The organism is Prevotella scopos JCM 17725 (assembly GCF_018127785.1).
GTDB lineage: Bacteria > Bacteroidota > Bacteroidia > Bacteroidales > Bacteroidaceae > Prevotella > Prevotella scopos.
On record NZ_CP072389.1, the window covers coordinates 881,310 to 902,041 of the forward strand.

The 20,732-nt window shown below is 41.2% G+C and carries 11 protein-coding genes; 10 read left to right on the forward strand and 1 reads right to left on the reverse strand.

Annotated elements, in window-relative coordinates:
- Nucleotides 1-288 precede the first annotated feature (288 nt).
- The 10 genes from J4856_RS03345 to J4856_RS03390 all read left to right on the forward strand — a co-directional run bounded on the left by J4856_RS03345 (nucleotide 289) and on the right by J4856_RS03390 (nucleotide 20,154).
- A complete protein-coding gene (locus J4856_RS03345) occupies nucleotides 289-1,173 on the forward strand; it encodes a homoserine O-succinyltransferase (RefSeq protein ID WP_025836630.1) in 885 nt (294 codons plus the stop codon).
- A gap of 79 nt (nucleotides 1,174-1,252) precedes the next feature.
- Nucleotides 1,253-3,385 (forward strand): peptidase U32 family protein, encoded by a 2,133-nt coding sequence (locus J4856_RS03350; protein ID WP_065367902.1) that lies wholly within the window; start codon nucleotides 1,253-1,255, stop codon nucleotides 3,383-3,385.
- A gap of 26 nt (nucleotides 3,386-3,411) precedes the next feature.
- Nucleotides 3,412-4,581 (forward strand): hypothetical protein, encoded by a 1,170-nt coding sequence (locus J4856_RS03355; protein ID WP_025836631.1) that lies wholly within the window; start codon nucleotides 3,412-3,414, stop codon nucleotides 4,579-4,581.
- A gap of 531 nt (nucleotides 4,582-5,112) precedes the next feature.
- Nucleotides 5,113-8,379: a SusC/RagA family TonB-linked outer membrane protein gene (locus J4856_RS03360; protein ID WP_065367903.1), complete on the forward strand. Its 3,267-nt coding sequence runs from the start codon at nucleotides 5,113-5,115 to the stop codon at nucleotides 8,377-8,379.
- Between the two features lie 60 nt (nucleotides 8,380-8,439).
- The gene (locus tag J4856_RS03365; protein WP_025836634.1) at nucleotides 8,440-9,894 is read left to right on the forward strand and encodes a RagB/SusD family nutrient uptake outer membrane protein; all 1,455 of its coding nucleotides are present in this window, start codon (nucleotides 8,440-8,442) and stop codon (nucleotides 9,892-9,894) included.
- A gap of 21 nt (nucleotides 9,895-9,915) precedes the next feature.
- Nucleotides 9,916-10,632 carry a DUF4843 domain-containing protein gene (locus J4856_RS03370; protein ID WP_234967148.1) on the forward strand — a complete coding sequence of 239 codons (717 nt, stop codon included), beginning with the start codon at nucleotides 9,916-9,918 and terminating at the stop codon, nucleotides 10,630-10,632.
- A gap of 147 nt (nucleotides 10,633-10,779) precedes the next feature.
- Nucleotides 10,780-12,216: a PKD-like domain-containing protein gene (locus J4856_RS03375; protein WP_025836638.1), complete on the forward strand. Its 1,437-nt coding sequence runs from the start codon at nucleotides 10,780-10,782 to the stop codon at nucleotides 12,214-12,216.
- Between the two features lie 52 nt (nucleotides 12,217-12,268).
- Nucleotides 12,269-14,812 (forward strand): zinc-dependent metalloprotease, encoded by a 2,544-nt coding sequence (locus J4856_RS03380; RefSeq protein ID WP_025836639.1) that lies wholly within the window; start codon nucleotides 12,269-12,271, stop codon nucleotides 14,810-14,812.
- Complete coding sequence (locus J4856_RS03385; RefSeq protein WP_025836641.1) at nucleotides 14,809-17,445, forward strand: zinc-dependent metalloprotease; 2,637 nt, start codon at nucleotides 14,809-14,811, stop codon at nucleotides 17,443-17,445. The genes J4856_RS03380 and J4856_RS03385 overlap by 4 nt, the downstream gene beginning before the upstream one ends.
- A gap of 669 nt (nucleotides 17,446-18,114) precedes the next feature.
- The gene (locus tag J4856_RS03390; RefSeq protein ID WP_159430556.1) at nucleotides 18,115-20,154 is read left to right on the forward strand and encodes an outer membrane beta-barrel family protein; all 2,040 of its coding nucleotides are present in this window, start codon (nucleotides 18,115-18,117) and stop codon (nucleotides 20,152-20,154) included.
- Between the two features lie 19 nt (nucleotides 20,155-20,173).
- Here the strand turns inward: J4856_RS03390 and J4856_RS13325 are convergent, their stop codons facing one another.
- On the reverse strand, nucleotides 20,174-20,299 hold the full coding sequence (locus tag J4856_RS13325; protein ID WP_262502718.1) for a hypothetical protein: 126 nt from the start codon (nucleotides 20,297-20,299) through the stop codon (nucleotides 20,174-20,176).
- Nucleotides 20,300-20,732 lie beyond the last annotated feature (433 nt).

The following is a 20,732-nucleotide window of genomic DNA, read 5'->3' on the forward strand; positions in this document are numbered from 1 at the left end:
TTATACCTATCATTCCTATTACTCCTATCATTTGGTATTAGCCACACCGATAAATCTATAAAATAAAGGACTCACTCTAGGCAATCTATCAGATATTTTTCTGATAACAAAGCCTAGGGTGAGTCTTTTTTGTTGTTTCACTGAGTAGTATATTATTCTTAGCAATACTTTTGTGCAAGTAAGACTTGTAAAATCTGTGATTAATTACTATCTTTGTAGCTTATTTAAATTAGAGAAAATAGAGGGACTGTATGCTTATGCTCCCACAAAAGATAAAGGAAACAGGATATGCCATTAAGATTACCTGACGGACTTCCCGCAATTGATATATTGAAGCGTGAGAATATCGACATCGAAGAAATGCTTGTAAAGAAAGATGACAAGCGACCCATTCGTATTGTCATTCTCAATCTTATGCCGTTCAAGGCAACGACTGAGACGGATTTCATACGCCTTCTGTCTCATAGTCCACTTCCCATGGACATTAGCTTTCTGAAATTGAAAAGTCATACATCAAAGCATACACCACAGGAGCACATGGACCGTTTCTATCATACACTTGAGGAAGTAAACAAGGAGCAAGTTGATGGACTTATCGTCACTGGTGCACCCGTTGAAGATATCCCTTTCGAAGAGGTGGACTATTGGCGAGAACTACAAGAGATATTCAATTGGGCGCATGAGAATGTGCGTTCAACGCTCTACATCTGTTGGGCGGCACAGGCTGGACTCTATCATTTCTATGGCATCCCGAAATATCCATTACCAAAGAAGATGTTTGGTATCTTCCCAACAACCCCACTAAAGCTAAATCTACCTCTCTTCCGTGGTTTTGATGATGTCTTCCGTATGCCACAGAGTTGTCATACGGAGGTAAGACGCGAGGATATCGACCGCATTGACGACCTCGAGGTCATTGCTGAGTCTGCAGAGAGTGGCGTGTCAATCATCAGATCACGAAGTAGGCAAGACTTCTTTATCACGGGCCACATGGAGTATGCTCCCAACACCCTTGACACAGAGTATCGTCGTGACCTTGGCAAGCGTGATGACGTTGAACTCCCAAAGTATTATTATCGTGAAGACAATCCTGAGAATGGCCCGCTAGTCACCTGGCGTGCCCATGCCAACCTGCTATTCACGAATTGGGTGATGGGTATTAATGAAATGTAAGTCGTACTTAATACTATTTCCCAACAACCAACAATAGTAACCATCAACAACCAACACCCAACAACCAACACCCAACAATATGTATTCATCAACACCCAACACCCAACACCCAACACCCAACAATATCGAGCTTCTCGCCCCAGCCAAGAACCTAGAGTGTGGCATAGCTGCAATTGACCATGGTGCTGACGCTGTTTACATCGGTGCTTCACGCTTTGGCGCTCGTCAGTCAGCAAGCAATAGTATGGAGGATATTGGTAAGTTGTGCGAATATGCTCATCGCTATGGTGCAACGGTCCACGTGACAATCAATACGATTATCTATAACGACGAGTTTGAGGAAACACTTGCTTTGGTACGCAAACTGGTGAAGGTGGGTGTAGATGCTTTCCTCCTGCAAGACATGGGATTGATGAGTAAGGTGAGGGAGATGGTCCCCGACACGGTAGCCCTCCACGCCAGCACGCAGTGTGACACACGTACGTGGGAGAAAGCACAGTGGCTGAGCCTGCAGGGTTTTGACCGCGTTGTACTGGCTCGCGAACTATCTGCTGAAGAGATTAAGGATATTCACAGGAAGTTACCTGACCTTGAGTTAGAGGCTTTCGTGCATGGAGCGTTATGTGTGAGTTATAGCGGTGTCTGCTATGTCTCACAATATAGTTTCGGTCGTTCTGCCAATCGTGGAGCCTGTGCACAGTTTTGTCGATTAGCATTCGACTTAAAAGACGCAGATGGGAAAACTATCGAACATCAGCGTCATCTTCTCTCATTGAAGGATATGAGTCAAATAGATAATCTTGAGACGCTGATGCGTTCTGGCGCTTGTGCCTTTAAGATTGAAGGACGACTGAAAGACATCAACTATGTGAAGAATGTTGTTTCAGCATATAGTAAGCGTATTGATGAGATTATCCGCAAGAACCCTGGCGAGTTCCGTCGTACCTCATTAGGACGTGTCCGCTATTCGTTTACACCTGATTTGAAGAAGACTTTCAATCGTGGATATACTAATTATTTTCTCAAAGGAAGACAAGCCGACATCTTCTCACCCGATACGCCAAAGGCTCTCGGTGAGTTTGTGGGTCGCATAAAGGAGATCAGACGTGATAGTTTTAACGTGTCCAGCACAGCAAACTTTGCCAATGGTGACGGACTATGTTTCCTTTCACGTGATCCAGAAAGTCAGTCTGCACGCTTGGAGGGTTTCCGTGTGAATCGTGCTGTTGGTAATCGTCTATACCCTTTCAAGATGCCTCGAGGCTTAAAGGCTGGTATGAGCCTATACCGCAACCAGGATCAAGCATTCGACAAGGAGTTGAGTGGAAAGACCGCTGAACGTAAGATTCAGATAAAGATGTGGTTTGGAGCTAACCCTGAGACCTCCCCCACCCTCTCCGAAGGAGGGGAAGATCATGGGCTGATATGGGCAAGAGCTGAGGTGATTGGGGCTAAACTTATATCATACGAACAAACATCTGACCAGCATCCTGTTTCAAATTCAACTTCTCACGAAACGACCTCCAACGAGCATCCCGTTAGATGCTCCTCTTCTTTGGAGGGACTGGGGGAGATAGCCCTTACCCTCCAACTTGCACAGAAACCACAACATGATAATATCATTCGTCAGCTGACAAAACTGGGTAATACCGTTTATGAGTGTGCAGATGTTGAGATTGTTGATGGGGCGGATAAATACTTCATTCCAAGTAGCATTTTGGCAGAACTTCGTCGTTTGGTGATAGAAAATCTTGACAAAGAAGTAATGAGTATGCAGCGTATGACCATTCATAGAAAGTCGAAAAAGAATTCCTCAGAACCTAAGCTGCAATTCTCCATGGTAAATCCATCTCAGTACCAGCAATTACCTTATCTTTATAATATCTCTAATGATGCAGCCCGCAAGTTCTATGAACAGCAAGGACTAACCAAGGCCGCCCCCGCCTTTGAGATTCAATATCCTAATGGTGTTGCCAATGGTGCGGATGCAACATCTAAGTCATTCTCAATTAAGGGGGACAAAGAAGCTGTTTCTCACCTATTGATGCAGTGCCGTCATTGCATTCGTTATTCACTCGGATACTGTGTCAAGCGTGGTGGGAAAAAGCCTACTTGGCGTGAACCTCTCTTCCTCGAGCTACCTGACAAACGTCGTTTTCGTTTAGAATTCGATTGTAAGAATTGTCAGATGAACGTGTGTAATGTTACTTAAATGAATACATAATCTATAGCTTTATCATGATGCTCATAAATCCACAAGCTCTGCAACAACAAGAAATTGCCAAAGCCTCAATAACAAAGAAGTCAGGCGACTACTTTACACAACGAAGTAGCATTGTTGGCGGACTTCTCCTCCTACTGCTTAGTTTCTTGCTTACTGGCTGTTATCATAAGAAGACACCTTCCTCTTTCAGTCTTGCTGATAGTATTCAGGAAGCGCAAATCACTCGTCGTTTAGAGTCTGGCGATGACTCTATCATGAAGCAAGATGATAAAAATAAGATTGAGTGGAGCGATTCACGAAGTAAAGTAGATTCGTTGGCTTTCCGTGTAAAACATCATTATTCACAAGGCTTTAATTTCATCGTTACGGCTGATTCACTGATGCTTCTCCGTCAACAACCAGAAGAGGCTGTAAACAAGATGAAGACTGACTCCTTTGCAGTGAAGGAAGGAAAAGAAGTTGCCGTGGCTGACATCAGAATCCTTCCGAATGATAAACAGGATTCAGTATGGGTACAAATAGCGACAGAAGACTTTGCCTTTGGCTGGATTCACGAATCTCGTCTGTTGAAACAGGTTGATCCTGCTGATCCTATCTCTGAATTTATTTCTACCTTCTCAAACATTCACCTGCTCATCTTCCTAATCGTCATTTCAATCATGGGCGTAGGATATTTGGCACGCAAGATATTGAAGAAGAATGCGCATATCGTACATTTCAACGATATAAGTTCCATCTATCCCACTCTCTTAGCAGTCGTTGTAGCCCTCTCTGCTGCTTTCTATGCGTCTATACAACTCTTTGCACCAGAGACTTGGCGAGAGTTCTACTTCCATCCGTCACTCAACCCCTTCTCTCAACCCCTATTGCTCAATATCTTCTTAGTACTTGTATGGGCGATGCTCATCATCGCCATTGCTACGATTGACGACGTAAGAAGACTCTTAAAGTCGGGTGAAACCCTACTCTACCTTAGTGGTCTTGGTGCGGTATGTGCAGTGAATTATATCGTTTTCTCGGTGCTCACCTTATATTATATAGGTTATCCACTTCTCATCGCTTATATCTATTATGCCTTCCGAGTCTATCTGCGTAAGACCAGCGAGACCTACTATTGCGGTAATTGTGGTATGCGCCTACACCGAAAAGGAAGATGCCCACATTGTGGAGCAGTCAACGAATAGAACAGAACTTGGAAGTTTGAAGGCTCTATTATGAATCATGTGTAGGTAACTCGTCATAGAGCATAAAAATATTGTATAAAAGTATAGCTTCGAACTAAACACAACTCCTGATTGACCTTAGTTTTAATACGCTTAATGCACATTAAACCCCGCCCCCTCCATATACAACAATGGTGTTAACCCTTCGCACATGTGGTGCATACCATCCGCACCATTAGTGCTAAGCACCCGCACCACATGTGCTAAGCACCCGCACCAAACCGGTGGAATATCAATACACAACCCACACGATGTGTTATAGACCCTGTTTGAGGTTTGGAATTGGAACTTTGACCATTATCTTTTTTACTTTTCTCTTACAATTCTCTTCCTGCATTAATATTTAAATAAAAATATTTGCTGTTATTTTAATTTTTATGTATTTTTGCAAATTCGCTATAAAAAGGCGTATTTTTTATCATTCTCGTAATAAAGTGTTATTATACTTTTAATCCATGAGAATAATTCTAAACATTAAAGTACCAGAGGGAAATGAGAAAAGAAATGCAGAAAAGTAATCTTGTATTACGAATTTGGGCAGTACTAGCTCTGATGTTAATGCTTAGTATAGTGTCAACCGTATCAGCACAAACACAAGATGTTGATAAAATGGTGGTGACGCTGTCTATGAAGCAAACAGAATTGAAGACCTTTTTAGATGAGGTGTCAAAACAAACAGGATTACAATTTGATGTGACTCCCGAGCTACTATCTCAAGCGGAGAAAATTAACATTGACGCACAAGCGCAGCCTGTTCGTGCCGTGTTAGGACAAGTCTTTAATAAGATAGGTTTTAGCTATAGTATTGATGGCAACAGCGTGAAACTTGTTCGTAAACCAACACAGGAGAAACGGAAGGGAGTATATGGACAGGTAACCGATAAAGACGGTTTGCCTCTACCTGGTGTAACTATCCGAATGAAAGGCTTTAATGGCGGTTATATTACGAACCTGGACGGTCAGTATGAAATTAATACCGACCTGCCTGAGGTTACGCTTACCTTTAATTATATCGGATATAAACCTTTAGAGAAAAAGGTAAAGAATGGTACGGCTGGCAACTTCACGATGCAGGAAGACGTTGGTGAGTTGGGAGAAGTTGTCGTAACAGGTTTTGCTACAAAGAATAGAAACAGCTTTACGGGTTCGCAGGTATCTATAAAGAAAGACGAGTTGTTGTCTGTCGGTACAAAGAATGTACTTACGAGTTTGGCTAACTTTGTGCCGGGTCTTAGCGTGTTAGAGGATAACCTTGGCGGTTCTGACCCAAATAAGATTGCTGATATCAATATTCGTGGACGTGCTACTTTCTCAGGTCAAGCAAACTTGCCTGTATTCGTTGTTGACGGTTCGCAGGTAAAAGTCGATTATGTCAATGATATGGATATGAACGATATCGAGTCCATCACCGTACTCAAAGATGCATCGGCATCGGCACTCTATGGTGCGAAGGCTTCTGCAGGTGTTATCGTTATCACAACGAAGGCACTCAAGGGTGGTAAGTTGCGTTTTAATTATAACGGAACATTACGTTTGTCAACTCCTGATTTGAGTGATTATAAATTGCTTTCAGCATCACAAAAGCTTGAGTACGAGCGTTTGGCAGGTCTTTACACAGCGACCGATTTAGCGGAACAATATGCGCTACAAAACAAGTACGCATACTATTACAACCAGATTCAGGATGGCGTAACAACCGACTGGATTAAGAAGCCTTTGCGTAATGCCCTTTCTTCACAGCATAGTGTAAGTATCGATGGTGGCGATGAGCACGCGCGATACAACTTAGGTGTGCGTTATGGAGATGAAGAAGGTGTAATGAAGGGTTCAAGTCGTGAGCGTTTGTCAACAAACTTCAAACTCTCGTATAACCTTTCTGGTAAGTTCTTTATCAGCAATACGGCTACCATCTCATCTGTAAAATCAACTCAGTCGCCCTATGGAGACTTCTCTGATTGGGTGAAGCAAAATCCTTATGAATATCCATACGATGAGTATGGAGCACTGAAACCAAAGTTGAACTATGACCTCTCTAATCCTCTGTATGAGGCATCGTTAGGTAGTTTCAACAGAGGAAACACGCTTGACGTATTAAACACAACAACCCTTCAGTTGTGGTTGGGCGAGAAGTTCAGAATTGATGGAGACTTCTCAATACAGAAGACGAAATATGAGGGACGTAACTTTGTGTCACCATTCTCGGCAGATCAGATTAAGAACGTAGCCGATGTGTCACGCAGAGGACAACTGACAGAGACTTTCACCAGTACAACAACCTATCAGGGTAAGTTGATGGTGTCATACAATAACTATATATTCAGTAAGCTGTTCCTTACGACGATGGCAGGTGCCACTATCGAGTCAAACTCTGTCGACGGTAGTAGGTATGGTTCTGTAGGCTATTATTCAGACAACGTAGCCCACCCATTGTTGGCAGGAAACTATCCAACAGGTAAACCAGGTGGTGTAGATAGTAAGTACAATGGTGCAGGTTTCTTCGTAAACCTTAACACAATATGGGATAACCGTTACTTCTTAGATGTGATTTATCGTTATGAGGGTTCGTCTAAGTTTGGTAAGAACTCTCGTTTCGCTCCTTTCTGGAGTGTCGGTACAGGATGGAATATTCATAATGAGAAGTTCCTGAAGGGCTCACCTTTCCAGTTGTTAAAGCTTCGTGCAAGTTTGGGTTATCTCGGAAACATCTCGTTTGAACCCTATCAGGCATTGACAATGTACACAAGTTTGGCAGGTCTTAACTATATAAAAGGTATTGGTGCCGTACCAATGGGTATTGGAAACAAGAATCTTAAATGGGAGAGAACACTCAGTGCCAACCTCGGTCTTGACCTCACAATGTTCAAGGGACGTTGGGACTTCTCGGCAGATGTTTATGTAAAGAATACTGATAACTTGCTGCTTGATATTACGAAGGCTCCATCATTGGGTATTACCACGTCACGTGAGAATGTCGGCGAGGTAGAGAATCGTGGGTTCGAGTTCCAGACACGTGTCATTCCAATCAAGAATAAGGATTGGGAGTGGTCGTTGAGCCTTAACTATGCTTACAACAAGAATAAGATTAAGAAGATTAGTAACGCTCTTCGCGAACAAAACGAGAAGAACCAAGCAAAGGGCGGTGTGACACCATTGCCTATCTATGAGGAAGGTCAGTCGTTGACAGCATTGAAGGTAGTATCTTCTGCAGGTATCGACCCTATCACGGGTAATGAGGTCTTCATTAAGCGTGATGGTAGTCTTACGTTCGTTTACGACCCTAATGACAAGATCGTATATGGCGATACCACACCATTCGGTATGGGCTCATTAGGTTCTTACCTTACCTATAAGCAGTTCTCAATGGGAATGTCTATGCGTTATTCTTTCGGCGGAGCTGTCTATAACCAGACGTTAGCAAGTAAAGTGGAGGGTGCCGACCCACGCTATAATGCTGACGAACGCGTATTTAGCAGCAGATGGAAGGAAGTAGGTCAGCAGGCAAAGTACAAGCGTATTAGCGATTCCAGCGTACCTATGCAGACATCACGATTTGTTGAGACAAATAATTATATCACACTAAGCAGTCTCTCGTTGGCATACGAAGTGCCATTGACGTTTATCAAGCGATATGGTTTGAAGCGTTTACACTTGGAGATGTTGGCTAACGACCTCTTCTATCTCTCCTCTGTAAAACGTGAGCGCGGATTAAGTTATCCTTATGAGCGAAGCGTAGAGTTTTCAGTAAGACTTGGTTTTTAGGCCGATGATGGTTAACAGTGAAAGACTATTTAGGTAACAATAAGAAAGAAATAAATGAATATGAAGAGAATATCATATTATACAAAACTATTGGTAGGTGCTGTCATGATGCTATCTGTAGTATCGTGTAACGACTTTATAAATGTTCAACCATCTGGGCAGGAGGATGAAGAACAACAGTTCTCATCTATCCGTGGTTTCCGTAATGCTATGTATGGTGTTTATGGCAGTATGGCAACATCAGACTTATATGGTGGCAACTTAAGCTTTGGCTTTGTTGACCAGTTAGGACAAATCTTTGGTTACGATAACTCATCAGAGACAAGCTACTTCGTAGGTCAATACGATTATATGCGAAGTGATGTGCGATCTATTGTTGACGCCATTTGGACAAAGCAATATCAAGCAATCTCATACGTCAATAATATAATTGACCAAACAGAGAAGGCTAAGTTTGACCATGCGGAGCTGTCTTTGATGCGTGGTGAGTGCTATGGCTTACGTGCCTTTATGCACTTTGACCTCGTTCGTCTTTTTGCTGAAGACTATGGTCAAAGCAATGCGTCAACACGTGGTATTCCCTACGCAACGACTTTCGACCTCAACAATAAGACGATATTGACTTTGCATAAAACGTATGAGGCGATATTGTCGGATTTGGATAAAGCTGAAGAACTTTTGAAGAACGATGATGTCGTAAACGTTGAGACAACAGCTACTAATGACTATCTGAAAGGACGTGCTGTGTTCTTTAATAAGTATGCTGTGGCTGCTACAAAGGCAAGAGTCTATTATGCTATGGGTGACGTAACAAATGCTGCTAAGTATGCTAAGCAGGTGATTGACGCAACAAATAACTTCTCATTGAAGAAATATAGCTCTTTGAGCGATGTTAAGCGTTTCCCTGCAGCAGGAGAGTTGATTTTTGGCTTGTATAACAATACGCTTTCAAGCACTATCTCTACGCTTTTCTTATCACAGACAGCACGCGGTACATTCACTGAAGGCCGCAGAGACCTTGAGAGTCTGTATGAGACATCAGCTTTCTCGGCTACAAGTACAGACTTGCGCTACACAAGTTATTACAGACAGAATACTACACCAGATGGGTTGAAGACCTATTCTTTTGTAAGATTCTTAGAAAGTGATGCACAGGTGAATAGCAATCCTTTACAAGGCTTGACACTTATCCGTTTGCCAGAGATGTACTATATCTTAAGCGAATGTACCTATGATAGTAATAAGGCAGAGGCTGTTAGATTACTCAATGAAGTGAGAAAAAGCCGTGGATTAGAGGATGTTGATAGTGCAAAGGTAGCAACAAAAGAGGCTTTCAATAAGGAAATGTTGCGTGAGCGTATGCGTGAGATGCCTGGAGAAGGACAAACCTTCTATGCGTTGAAGCATTACAACAAAGCATTTACTGACTTTAGAGGTATCACCACACGTCAGCCATCTAATTCCATCTTTGTCTTGCCTTGGCCAGAAAAGGAGAAAGAGTTTGGAGGACAGTAAGTTATTAAACACTTTATGAAAATGAAAAAAACAATAAGAAATATACTATTTGTTTGCACTGGTGTAACTATGTTTGCATCATGCAGCAACATCGACTTTGATGGTGAACATAGTTCTGACGGCATGTTTGAACCAACAAATCAAGTTAGTTTCTATTATGCACAACCAGGTGATACCATTGTAAATTACTCATTCGGAGTAAAGCCTGTTGATACACTTACACACGTGGTTTATTTGCCTGTGCAGCTTGTAGGTAATCTTTCTGCTAACGAACAGCCTTTTACGGTAGAAGTAGGTAAGGGTACAACAGCTGTTGCGGGGAAGCATTACACACTTAATACTGACACCTTACGTTTCGCTCCTAATGCTTATCGTACCTATGTCCCAGTGACGTTGATACGTGCTAACTTGTCAGAAGATAAGGATGATTCAATACGATTGGTATTGAATTTAGTCGGGAAAGATAAGTTGGGTACAAGATTTACCAAGAGCAATACGGTAAAAATAACCTTTAACAACGTACTCTCTAAGCCTGATTTCTGGGAAGTGATGGAGAGTTATTGGGGTTTAGGAGCCTTTACCAAAAACAAGTATCGCAAGTTACTTGCTTATTATGATAGCAATGAAACAACTATCAGAAATATCCTCGAGGGAACTGATGCTACTGCACAGGGTTATCTGTATCAACATGTGCAGGAGGTAATTGCTTATTTTGCAGCACATCCAGATGAGTTGTAAAAGGTAGGATAAATATTGTTACTTGTCTTAAGGTATAATCGAGTATATACTGAGTATCGTTTCTATAAGGGACTTTAGTTTACGATAAAACGATGATTATACCTTATGATAGAATGAATATTGGTAAACAGATAAATAAGAAATAAGATGATAAAGAAATATTTATATCTTCTCTTGGCACTCCCATTAGTGGCATTGTCATTTCAGTCATGTATAAAAGACGAGTCTTATGGTCCTTCTGGCAATTCGTCTAAGTTGTCATTGGCACAGGACCTACAGGAGAAATATACCCTTAATAGATGGGATACATTGAAGGTTTCGCCTAATGTCGTACAGACAAATGAGCAAAAGAAGGTTGACTATGAGTGGGAAGTAAATGGTAAGGTTGTATCGACCGATGCCTCTCTTAAATATGTTTGTAAGGACTTTGGTTCTTTCCCTTGTCGATTAAAGGTGAGCAATGGGGATAATATTCAATATTATGAGTTTGGACTCAATGTACAATACTCTTATGTTGATGGTCTTTACATATTAGCAAGCAATAGCGGAAAGACAATCGTTTCTTATCTGCCAGAGGAAGGAAGTACAAAGACTTTCGACTTAGATGTTCTGCAAAAGAATAACCCAAGCATTGATTTCACAGGCGAACCTAAGGGAATTGATTATGCGTTAGCACGTGATAACAAGACTCCGCTCTTGTTTGTTGCTGTAGGAAATCCAAGTACTATTTATGAGTTTGATGGTAATCTGATGAATATGCGCTTCACTACTAATAGTACAGGTGATGTTACATATCTTAGAAAGAGTGCCTTGACATATCCTAAGTCAATGCTGACAATGGTAAATCATGTACCAAACCGATTGACACTCTCAGAGACAACACCCTTCAACTTAGGTAATTCTATCAAGGATGCTTTAGGTTCTGACATATCTTTAGCTGATGCTGCTACACCTTGGAAGCAACAAGACTTACGTTATGTACAAGGCTACGTAATGTTTGATAATGCTGAAGGACGATTGATCGCACAAAAGGTACAGGCTACAGGTAAGGTGCCTGTTGAGTTATTAAAGGGGAAGTTCACGGGTGAAACACTTGTTGGTATGGGACCTGTTGACAACGAGCGTAACATCGTTTTACTCACATGGAATGCTACTTCATCAAAGTTTAAGTGCTATTATATCTTCCCAGGCTTCTATCCTTCTACAGCTACTAAGGTTGAGGCAGCAGTTGTAAAAGATGAAGCTGTTGTACCAGCTACTGCGGGTTTGACCACACAATCAGTTGTACGCGTATCTGCAGAGAAGAACTTAGTTTACTATTCTGCTGGTAATAAGCTGTATGCTTACAACGTATTGTCTGGTGGTAATTTCCCACAAAGCGCATTAACAACCTTTGGAGATGCCAGTGAGACTATCGCTGATATGCTCATCTTAGAAGGAAGCAATAAACTTTATGTAGCTACAAACGCGGCTTCAGGTCAGCTTGTGGGAAGCATTTACTGTTTTGATATGAACGAAAACAAATTGCTTTGGGCGAAAAAGAATATTACTGGACGTATCAAGAGCATTACATACAGACAATAATGAACGTGGCATGTAAGGAGATTACATGCCACATTCAAACCATAATTCCGACATGAAAACAAACAATATAATGGTAACACTGCGCACAATAGGAATAGGCTTATTACTATTGTGCGTTAATGTTAGGGCTTTTGCCGATGATAAAAAAGGCGACGAAGACAAAAAAGCTAAGAAGGAAACAAAATACGATAAACTATTTAAGGACAAGAAGAAGGAAACTGCAAGTAGTAAGTTTATCACTGTACATAAGAGTGATGGGAAACTTTACTTGGAGGTCCCTGTTAAATACTTGCATAAAGAGATGTTGTTGGGTGGTGGTATCTCCTCAACAACAGACCCAACCTATCTGACCATTGGTACAAAGAGTTTCACTCCTTTGCATTTCTTCTTCGAAGTTCAAGACAGCAGCTTGGTGATGAAGACACCTAACAGTGTGGTTTATTCAGATGGTAGTGCAAGCGCTGAGATGCAAGATGCCTTGAAGATTAGCTATCGTGACCCAGTCTTGATGGGCTTTAAGATTGCTGCTTACAACAATGATAGTTCGGCTATCGTGATAGATGCAACAGATCTCTTGGCACGTCCTAACAGTATGTTACCCATTATTCCAAAGAAGTCGGGTGATTTAGCATTGTCAGCTTCGCCTAAGAGCGAAATGTCTTATGTTAGAACGATTAAGAGTTTTGATCGTAATATAACGATAAACGTTGATTTCAACTATCTACTCACTGCCTCACTCATGTCTTTACCAGTTGCGAGTGAGATTCCAACGACCGTAGGTGTTACCTATAGTTTAGCATTATTGCCAGATAGCAAGATGCGCCAACGCGTAACTGATTCGCGTGTTGGTATTGCATCTGTATCTAAACTCACCTTCGATAGTAACATAGCAAAAAGCAAGCAAACATTCATAGCACAACGTTGGAACCTCGTTCCACAGAATCTAAAGGCTTACGAACAAGGTAAGTTATCAAAGCCTGTTAAGCCAATATGCTTTTATATTGATGATGCCTTCCCAGTTGAATGGAAGAATGCGATAAAGCAAGGAGTAGAACTTTGGAATAAGGCTTTCGAACAAGCGGGTTATCAAAAGGCTATTGAAGCCTTAGACTTCCCAAAGAATGACCATAACTTCGATGCAGATGATATTGCCTATTCTTGCATTCGATACGTGCCAAGTACAGCTGAAAAGGTTACATCTTCTTTTTTGGCGAACCCACAAACAGGAGAAATCATCAATGCCTCTGTGTTTGTTCCTGCCAATGTCGGTGATCAGATTTACCGTTGGTTATTCTTAGGTTCAGCAGCATCAGATGCCACAATGCGTACTTCTCATCTTCCACAAGACAAGTTCAATCAAGGATTGAAGTACATGGTAGCATGCGAAGTTGGGCGAAGCCTTGGTTTGCTTGATAATATAGGAGCTTCGTATTCCTATCCTGTTGACTCTCTTCGTAATAGCACATTCACACATACCAACAATCTTGCTGCATCAATAATGGCTAATACACCTTTTAATTATGTTGCTCAGCCAAGTGATAAGGGTGTTGTTTATATGCCAGAGAATGTTGGACAGTATGACAAGCATGCTATCGAATGGGCTTATCGTTATTTCGACCCATCAAAGACAAGTTTAAGTGCTGAAACCGATGCACTTGAGAAGATGGTTGATAAGCGTGTACAGAATCCTCGTTATCGTTTCTTCCGAACTTCTTCATTGATTTGGGACCCACGTGTACAAGAAGGTGCATTGGGCAATGATGCGATTAAGGCAAGCGAATATGGATTGCGTAATATGCAAATCGTTGAAAACAACCTTTATAACTGGGTGAAAGACGATGATGACAGTCGCATCAAAGAGAAGTTATATCTGGCAATCTCTCAGCAGAGATACGCTTTCTTCAAACGTGTGTTGAGCAATGTTGGTGGTATCTTCTTAAACGATATGAAAGTAACATCGGGTGTTCCTCGCTATGAGGTGGTACCTAAAGCGCGTCAGCGTCAGGCGATGTTATGGTGCTTAAATCAGGCAAAGCATTTTAAGCAATATGCTAACCCAAGCTTTGAGCGTAAGGGATTTATGGCTATAAGCTATTACGACCAGCTCTTAGAGTTTATTGGCTATGACCTCTTTGGTGTTCGTACACGCTTGGCAGTAGCATCACATCTGTCATCACAGAGTTATAGTCAGAAAGAATATTTCGACGACCTTTTCTCTTCACTCTTCCAAAGTGCACAATTGTGTAAGGCTCCATCTCAGGAGGAACGAGTGTTACAACGTGCTTATCTAACGTATTCACGTGCGGTTATCGACAAGGCTAACAAGCAGGGTGGTAATGGTCCAGCAGCACTTCAGTCTACATCGGTTAACGGCAGTCAGACGAGTAGCACTGCCTATGGTAACCCTACAGCCTCACTCGCACCAACAGTTGATGCTGCTTTGTTAGACGGCTCGGCTATTTACTTCTACACTTCACTGTTGAAGCTAAAGCCAATGTTGGAGAAGTGTGTCAAAGCAAACCTCTCACCTGATGCGCACTCACATTATTCTATGTTGCTCTTTAAGGTGAACAAAGCTTTGGAGGATGGTCAATGAAATATTCATTAATAGCTAATCAGTTAATGCGTCGCATACTATTACTTCTGCTTCTCTTCTCTCTGGTCGCAACATCGGGAGCGGCTTTCCCATTTTCAAAACGTAAGAAGAAGGCGCAGAGCACACAAACAGAAAAGAAATCGGCTTACGAGCGTGCCCTCACCGAGCAATTAACGGAGTCGGTGCGTGGTAGCTTTGTATCGTTTCATAAGACTGACGGACGTATATTGATGGAGCTTCCGAAGCAGTCTTTGGGTCGCGACATGATTATTGGCGTAACCATTTCGTCAGTGTCAAATCCTAAGATGGGCGACTTAGGCTTTAAGAATTCCAACTTAGTGCATGTACGCTTCATTGAGAAAGATAGTTCTGTGGTGATGCAGGTGGTAAATACCGACTTGTTTGTACCAAAGAATCAGCCCTCAGCTACGCTTGCTGCAAGGCTGAATTATGATAATCTTGATTTCTTTTCATTCCCTATCAAAGCACATAACGACTCCACTGGAGCCGTGCTGTTCGATGCTTCGTCCTTTATTCTAAAGGAGAATCGCTTCTTCCCAGTCATTGCAAAGAATGTAGGGTCGTACACAGTAAACTCATCTTTGAAAGATAATCTTACAAGGGTAACGAAACTAAAAGTCTTCGATGAGAATGCCTGTGTCGGTATGGATAGGCATTACATTATTAGTCTCTCTGGTAAGAAGGGTTCGCCTATCACCAACTATCCCGTAACGATTGGCGTAAACTTTACGTTAGCTTTGTTGCCAAACGACTTGATGACACCTCGTTTGAGTGATACACGTGTGGGAATGTTTCTTATGAATAAGGATGTTCTTAAGAAAGATGGGTCAATTGATAAAGCAACATTCGTTAAGCGTTGGCGACTTGTACCGAAGGATACGGCTGCCTATTTTGCTGGCGAACTCTGCGAACCAACAAAGCCAATCGTCTATTATGTAGAGAATACATTCCCTCCACTTTGGAAACGAGCTATCAAAGCTGGTGTTCTATGGTGGAATAAGGCTTTCGAACGTATTGGGTTTAAGAATGTCATGCAAGTGGCAGACTTCCCTGCGAACGACCCTAATTTTGATCCTGATAACTTCAAGTATTCTTGTATCAGATACTTACCTACTGACGTCGAGAATGCTATGGGACCATCGTGGACCGACCCTCGCACAGGAGAAGTAATCAATGCTACCGTTCTTGTTTATAATGATGTTGTAAACACGATTAACAACTGGCGATTTGTTCAGACGGCACAGATTGACCCTCGTGCACGTGGAGCGCAGATGCCTGACAGTATTATAGAGGAGACACTCGAGTATATTATTGCGCACGAGATTGGTCATACGCTTGGATTTATGCACAACATGGCAGCATCTGCAGCACTTCCAACCGACTCGCTGCGTTCACCAGCCTTCACGCAAAAGTATGGTACAACGGCTTCCATCATGGATTATGCACGTTTTAATTATGTTGCACAACCTACTGACCACGGCGTTAAACTTACTCCACCGCGTCTTGGTGTCTATGACTACTATGCTATTGAGTGGGCTTACAAACTTTTCCCTGGTTCGAAAGGGTTTGAGGATGATGCTAAACAGCTGCGTTTGTTGGCTGATAAGCATGAGGGCGATCCTTTCTATCGTTATGGCTTACAGCAAACGGGAACGAAGTATGACCCTTCTGCTATTGAGGAAGACCTCGGTGACGACCCTGTAAAGTCGTCTACCTATGGTATGGACAATCTTCGAATGATTCTCAAGAACCTTGATCATTGGATTGGTGACGAGGATGGTGATAATCGTAAGGCTGAGTTATATAATGAGGTACTGTCTCAAGCTATGCATTATGTACGTAATGTTAGTGTTAATGTTCCTGGCATCTACCTCTATCAAACAAGCGAGAAGTCGGGCTTACCACGTTATAAGGTTGTGCCTAAGACTAAGCAAAAAGAGTCTGTGCAATGGCTTTTGAAGCAAGCACGTACGTTTGCGACGTTGGGTAACGATACGATTGAGAAGAAACTACCATTCGGAGCAAACAAGCCTTTTAAGATTTTAGCTCGTGATGTGCAGTCGCTTGCTATGATGGCAACATCAAAACTTGCTATTTCTTATTATCTTGACTCAACCTCTTATTCGCCAATTGAGTATATGGAGGATGTTTATCAAGATGTCTTTGGCAAGACGATTGCCGGTAAAGAGAATCTTTCGGTGGCTGACCTATCTATGCAACGACTCTATGTCGACTTATTGCAAGAGGGTGTCTCTGATATGAAGCAAGCACCTAATGTTCATAATCTTCAGATGCCTTTGACTTCTGTAAATAGTGTTATCACTAATATGTTACGAAGAAACGAGGCTGAAAAAGAGCATACGGAATGTTGTTATTTGGCAGACAGACAACGAAGTTTAGATGATGATACTCATTTTCTTAATTTCGGTAATGGCTATGGTGAGCCAGAACCTTTGTGGGGAACAACTGTCAATCGTACTTCAGAGTTCCAATTAGAGTATGCGCAGAAGTTGCTTTCTTTGTTGGAAACAACCATTCCACGTGTTTCTTCTCCTGATTTGAAAGCACATTATATGCTTCTTGAAAAGCGTTTGAAGAAGTATTTAAAATAATAGAATTCTTCAATTCTATAAACTTAAAGCTCTCTATAATTCTCATAATTATAGGGAGTTTTTTTGTTCTTTCGAAATATGAAGTGATATACAGAACAAAATTAATAGTAGACCAAGAGAAAAATTAAATTTTAAATCACCAATATTTGTTTTTAACAAAAAGATTGAGTAAATTCGCACTTGGTACTTGAATCTACCAATTAATAACTATTTTTGTAAATATATAACTATACTCATTGCTAACACAGACAGATTTGAGCATACTATCAATAACTATGTTATCGCCTCTGCTCTATCGCTCTATATTAGTAATGCATCGCTAAAATGAAATACTATATGAACATAAAAAATATGCAAGTTGCTGTCATGAAAATATTACATAGTTTCATTGGTGTGTTGTCACTTGGGGTAAACGTGCCGTTCTTTGCTCGTTTGGGGATAGTGGTACAGTTTCTTGTTAAACCAACAAGAAACTTACTGTATACTTTTGTGAACTTCAGGATGTTTTCGCGTTTCTATAAAATCGTAGGAATAAAACACATATATTCAATTGTTTTTATCTTTCTCTTTCCATCGGTAGCATTTGCATTATCTCAACCAATTGGTCTTTCAAATATATATATGTCTCTTCCGGATACACTAAAGGCTGATTCACTTGAATATTACAAGATGTGGAACCTACAAGATGTCGTGGTTGTAGGATCTAAAGTCGTGATTACCCATAAGCCAGGTAGCATCACCTATATTATTAAAAACGACCCATACGCCAAAGGGTTGAATGGTTTGGAAGCCATACAGCGTGTGCCACGAGTTTCTCAGATTGGTGATGCCATTAATGTGGCTGGGAAAAACAGTGTGCGTTATATCATAGATGGAAAATTGTTGGAAGCCTCCGATGCCGAGTCGCTGGTCAATCTAAAAAACCTACGGGCAGAAGATATTGATAGAATAGAATTGCTCACAGTTCCGCCGTCTAAATATCCTGCTGATGCAAATGTAGCTTACATCAGCATAAAGATGAAGAATGATAAGACGTTGGGAATTGGGGGTAATTTAGATGCCAATCTAATCTTGAAAGAACACGTCAATAGTTCTTTGGGAGTAGGGTTAAGACAAGCCGCAAAGAAGGTGGACTATAGCGTCAATCTGAATTATTACAGCACCAAAGGCATCAACGACCTATATCGCGAATATACCTTTTCTGACCATACAAAGTCTTCGAAACGTCATAATACATTCAATAATGATGTGTATAATGTAAACACTCTGCTTAAATACAGACCATTATCAACGGTTGAACTTGGTACAATTGTCAACTACTATTCCGAACATCTGCGCTCCTATATCACAGATGAAACCATCGATAGAAATACCAAATATCAGTCATTCTCAACATCACCGTCAAAGCCCAACCATGCTACAAGTGCAACTGCATTCTGCGATTGGACTCTTGCGCCCAATGGAAAGATGCTGAGTTTGACGTATAACTATTTTAACAAACATACGGTCACTTCATCTTTAATAAGCACGATTACAAATGTTTCTGATGATAATTTGAAAAGCGATGGTAACAACGACTATAAGATTCACTCCTTGAAGTTGGATGCGACATTGCCTTTTTCTTGGATGGACATCGAGGCTGGTGCCGCTTATACATCCATAAGGAACACTACAGCTATGGATATATTCAACCAGACCAATGATGATTGGCTGGTGGATGACAGGCTGAGTAATCATTTCAACTACTCAGAAAAAACCTCCGCACTATATATATCCCTTTCAAGGCACTTACTTCCTCAGCTGTTTGCAAAGGTAGGGGTGCGTTATGAACATACTGCAATCAAAGGACTTCAAATTAACACAGATGAGCGTATGCGACAATCATACGGCAAGCTATTTCCAACTTTCAATCTTGACTACAACAATAACAATGGTCTGGGTATCTCCGCATCCTACTCTATCGGAATTGACCGACCGAGGTTTTTAGACCTTAATCCTTTTAGATACTATACGACAACCACTGATTACAATTCTGGCAATGCGTACCTCAGTGCAAGCACAACGCACAATGCCGAACTTAACGTCAGCTACAAGGGGCTGTATGCCGTTCTATATAACAACCAGATAAGAAACGGCATTGGCTATGTAACATTTTTCAACGACGACAACTCACAATACTCCATTCCCCAGAACCATATCGAATATAGTAAATACGGACTGTACGTTTCCTATCAGAAAAATCTTACGTCTTGGTTGAATATAAAAGCAGGCTCGGAACTTTTTTATGCACGGTCTAAGTCAAACTTAGAGGGTGTGCCCTTGCCCAGTGTAGAGGGATGGAGCGGTAAACTGGAGGGTAGTGCTGACATCGCATTTAACAAGCCTCGAACCATTCTTTTCAACATGAGCTACACACACATGTTTCCTTACAACGAGGAATTAGCCAAATACAAATCCATTATATTGCTGAATGCCAATATAAGATATGTACCGGCAAATGGCAAATTTCAGCTTATGTTGTCTGTTAACGATCCATTCATGCAGAATATTACAACTATGACAAAAGTCTATTCTACATACTCCGAGTATAGCAGGAATAATGTTCACGCACGTAATGTGTCCTTAAAGTTCAGTTATCGTTTTGGAGGAAATAAACTGAAGGATGTGTATCGTGACAACAAAGAAAGTGAATCAAATAGAAGCTTCTAATATTGGAATAAGCAGATGCCTAAAAGAATGCGAGTATTAGCGAATGTACATGACCCTGCACGTCACGATATGACTCCTTGATGCGATAATAAGGAGCCATGTCGCCTGTTGCTGGGGTGAATCGTGTCTGTATATTTGCGTGCATGAGTGCAAAGTAAAATAATTTTGATATGACTGTGTCCTACAAATCGGATTTTACTCCTCATTACAATACCCTATACTTGATTATCAACCATTTATCAAATTGATACTACACAAAATATCCCGAAAATTTATGAAAAATAATTTTGCCTGTTAAACTTGGGTTAGACTTTGAGGTTAAATCTTACGTGGGAAATGAGTATATTCGTGTCCAGAAAAATGTTTACATAAATTCAAGGTCTGTGTAAGTAAAAACTAAGAAAAGGGGCTTTTCTTCTGCCTTTGTAACTAAAAGATAATCAAGTAGTTGTAAAATAGCGTGCGTAAAGGTGCTTTCTAAGGCTCTTAAAGGGCGTTAGTAAGACTTCAATTAACGCCCTTTTGAAGTGCTATAAAGCATCTTTTCATATGCAAAAGAGCGTAGATTGAAAACGAAG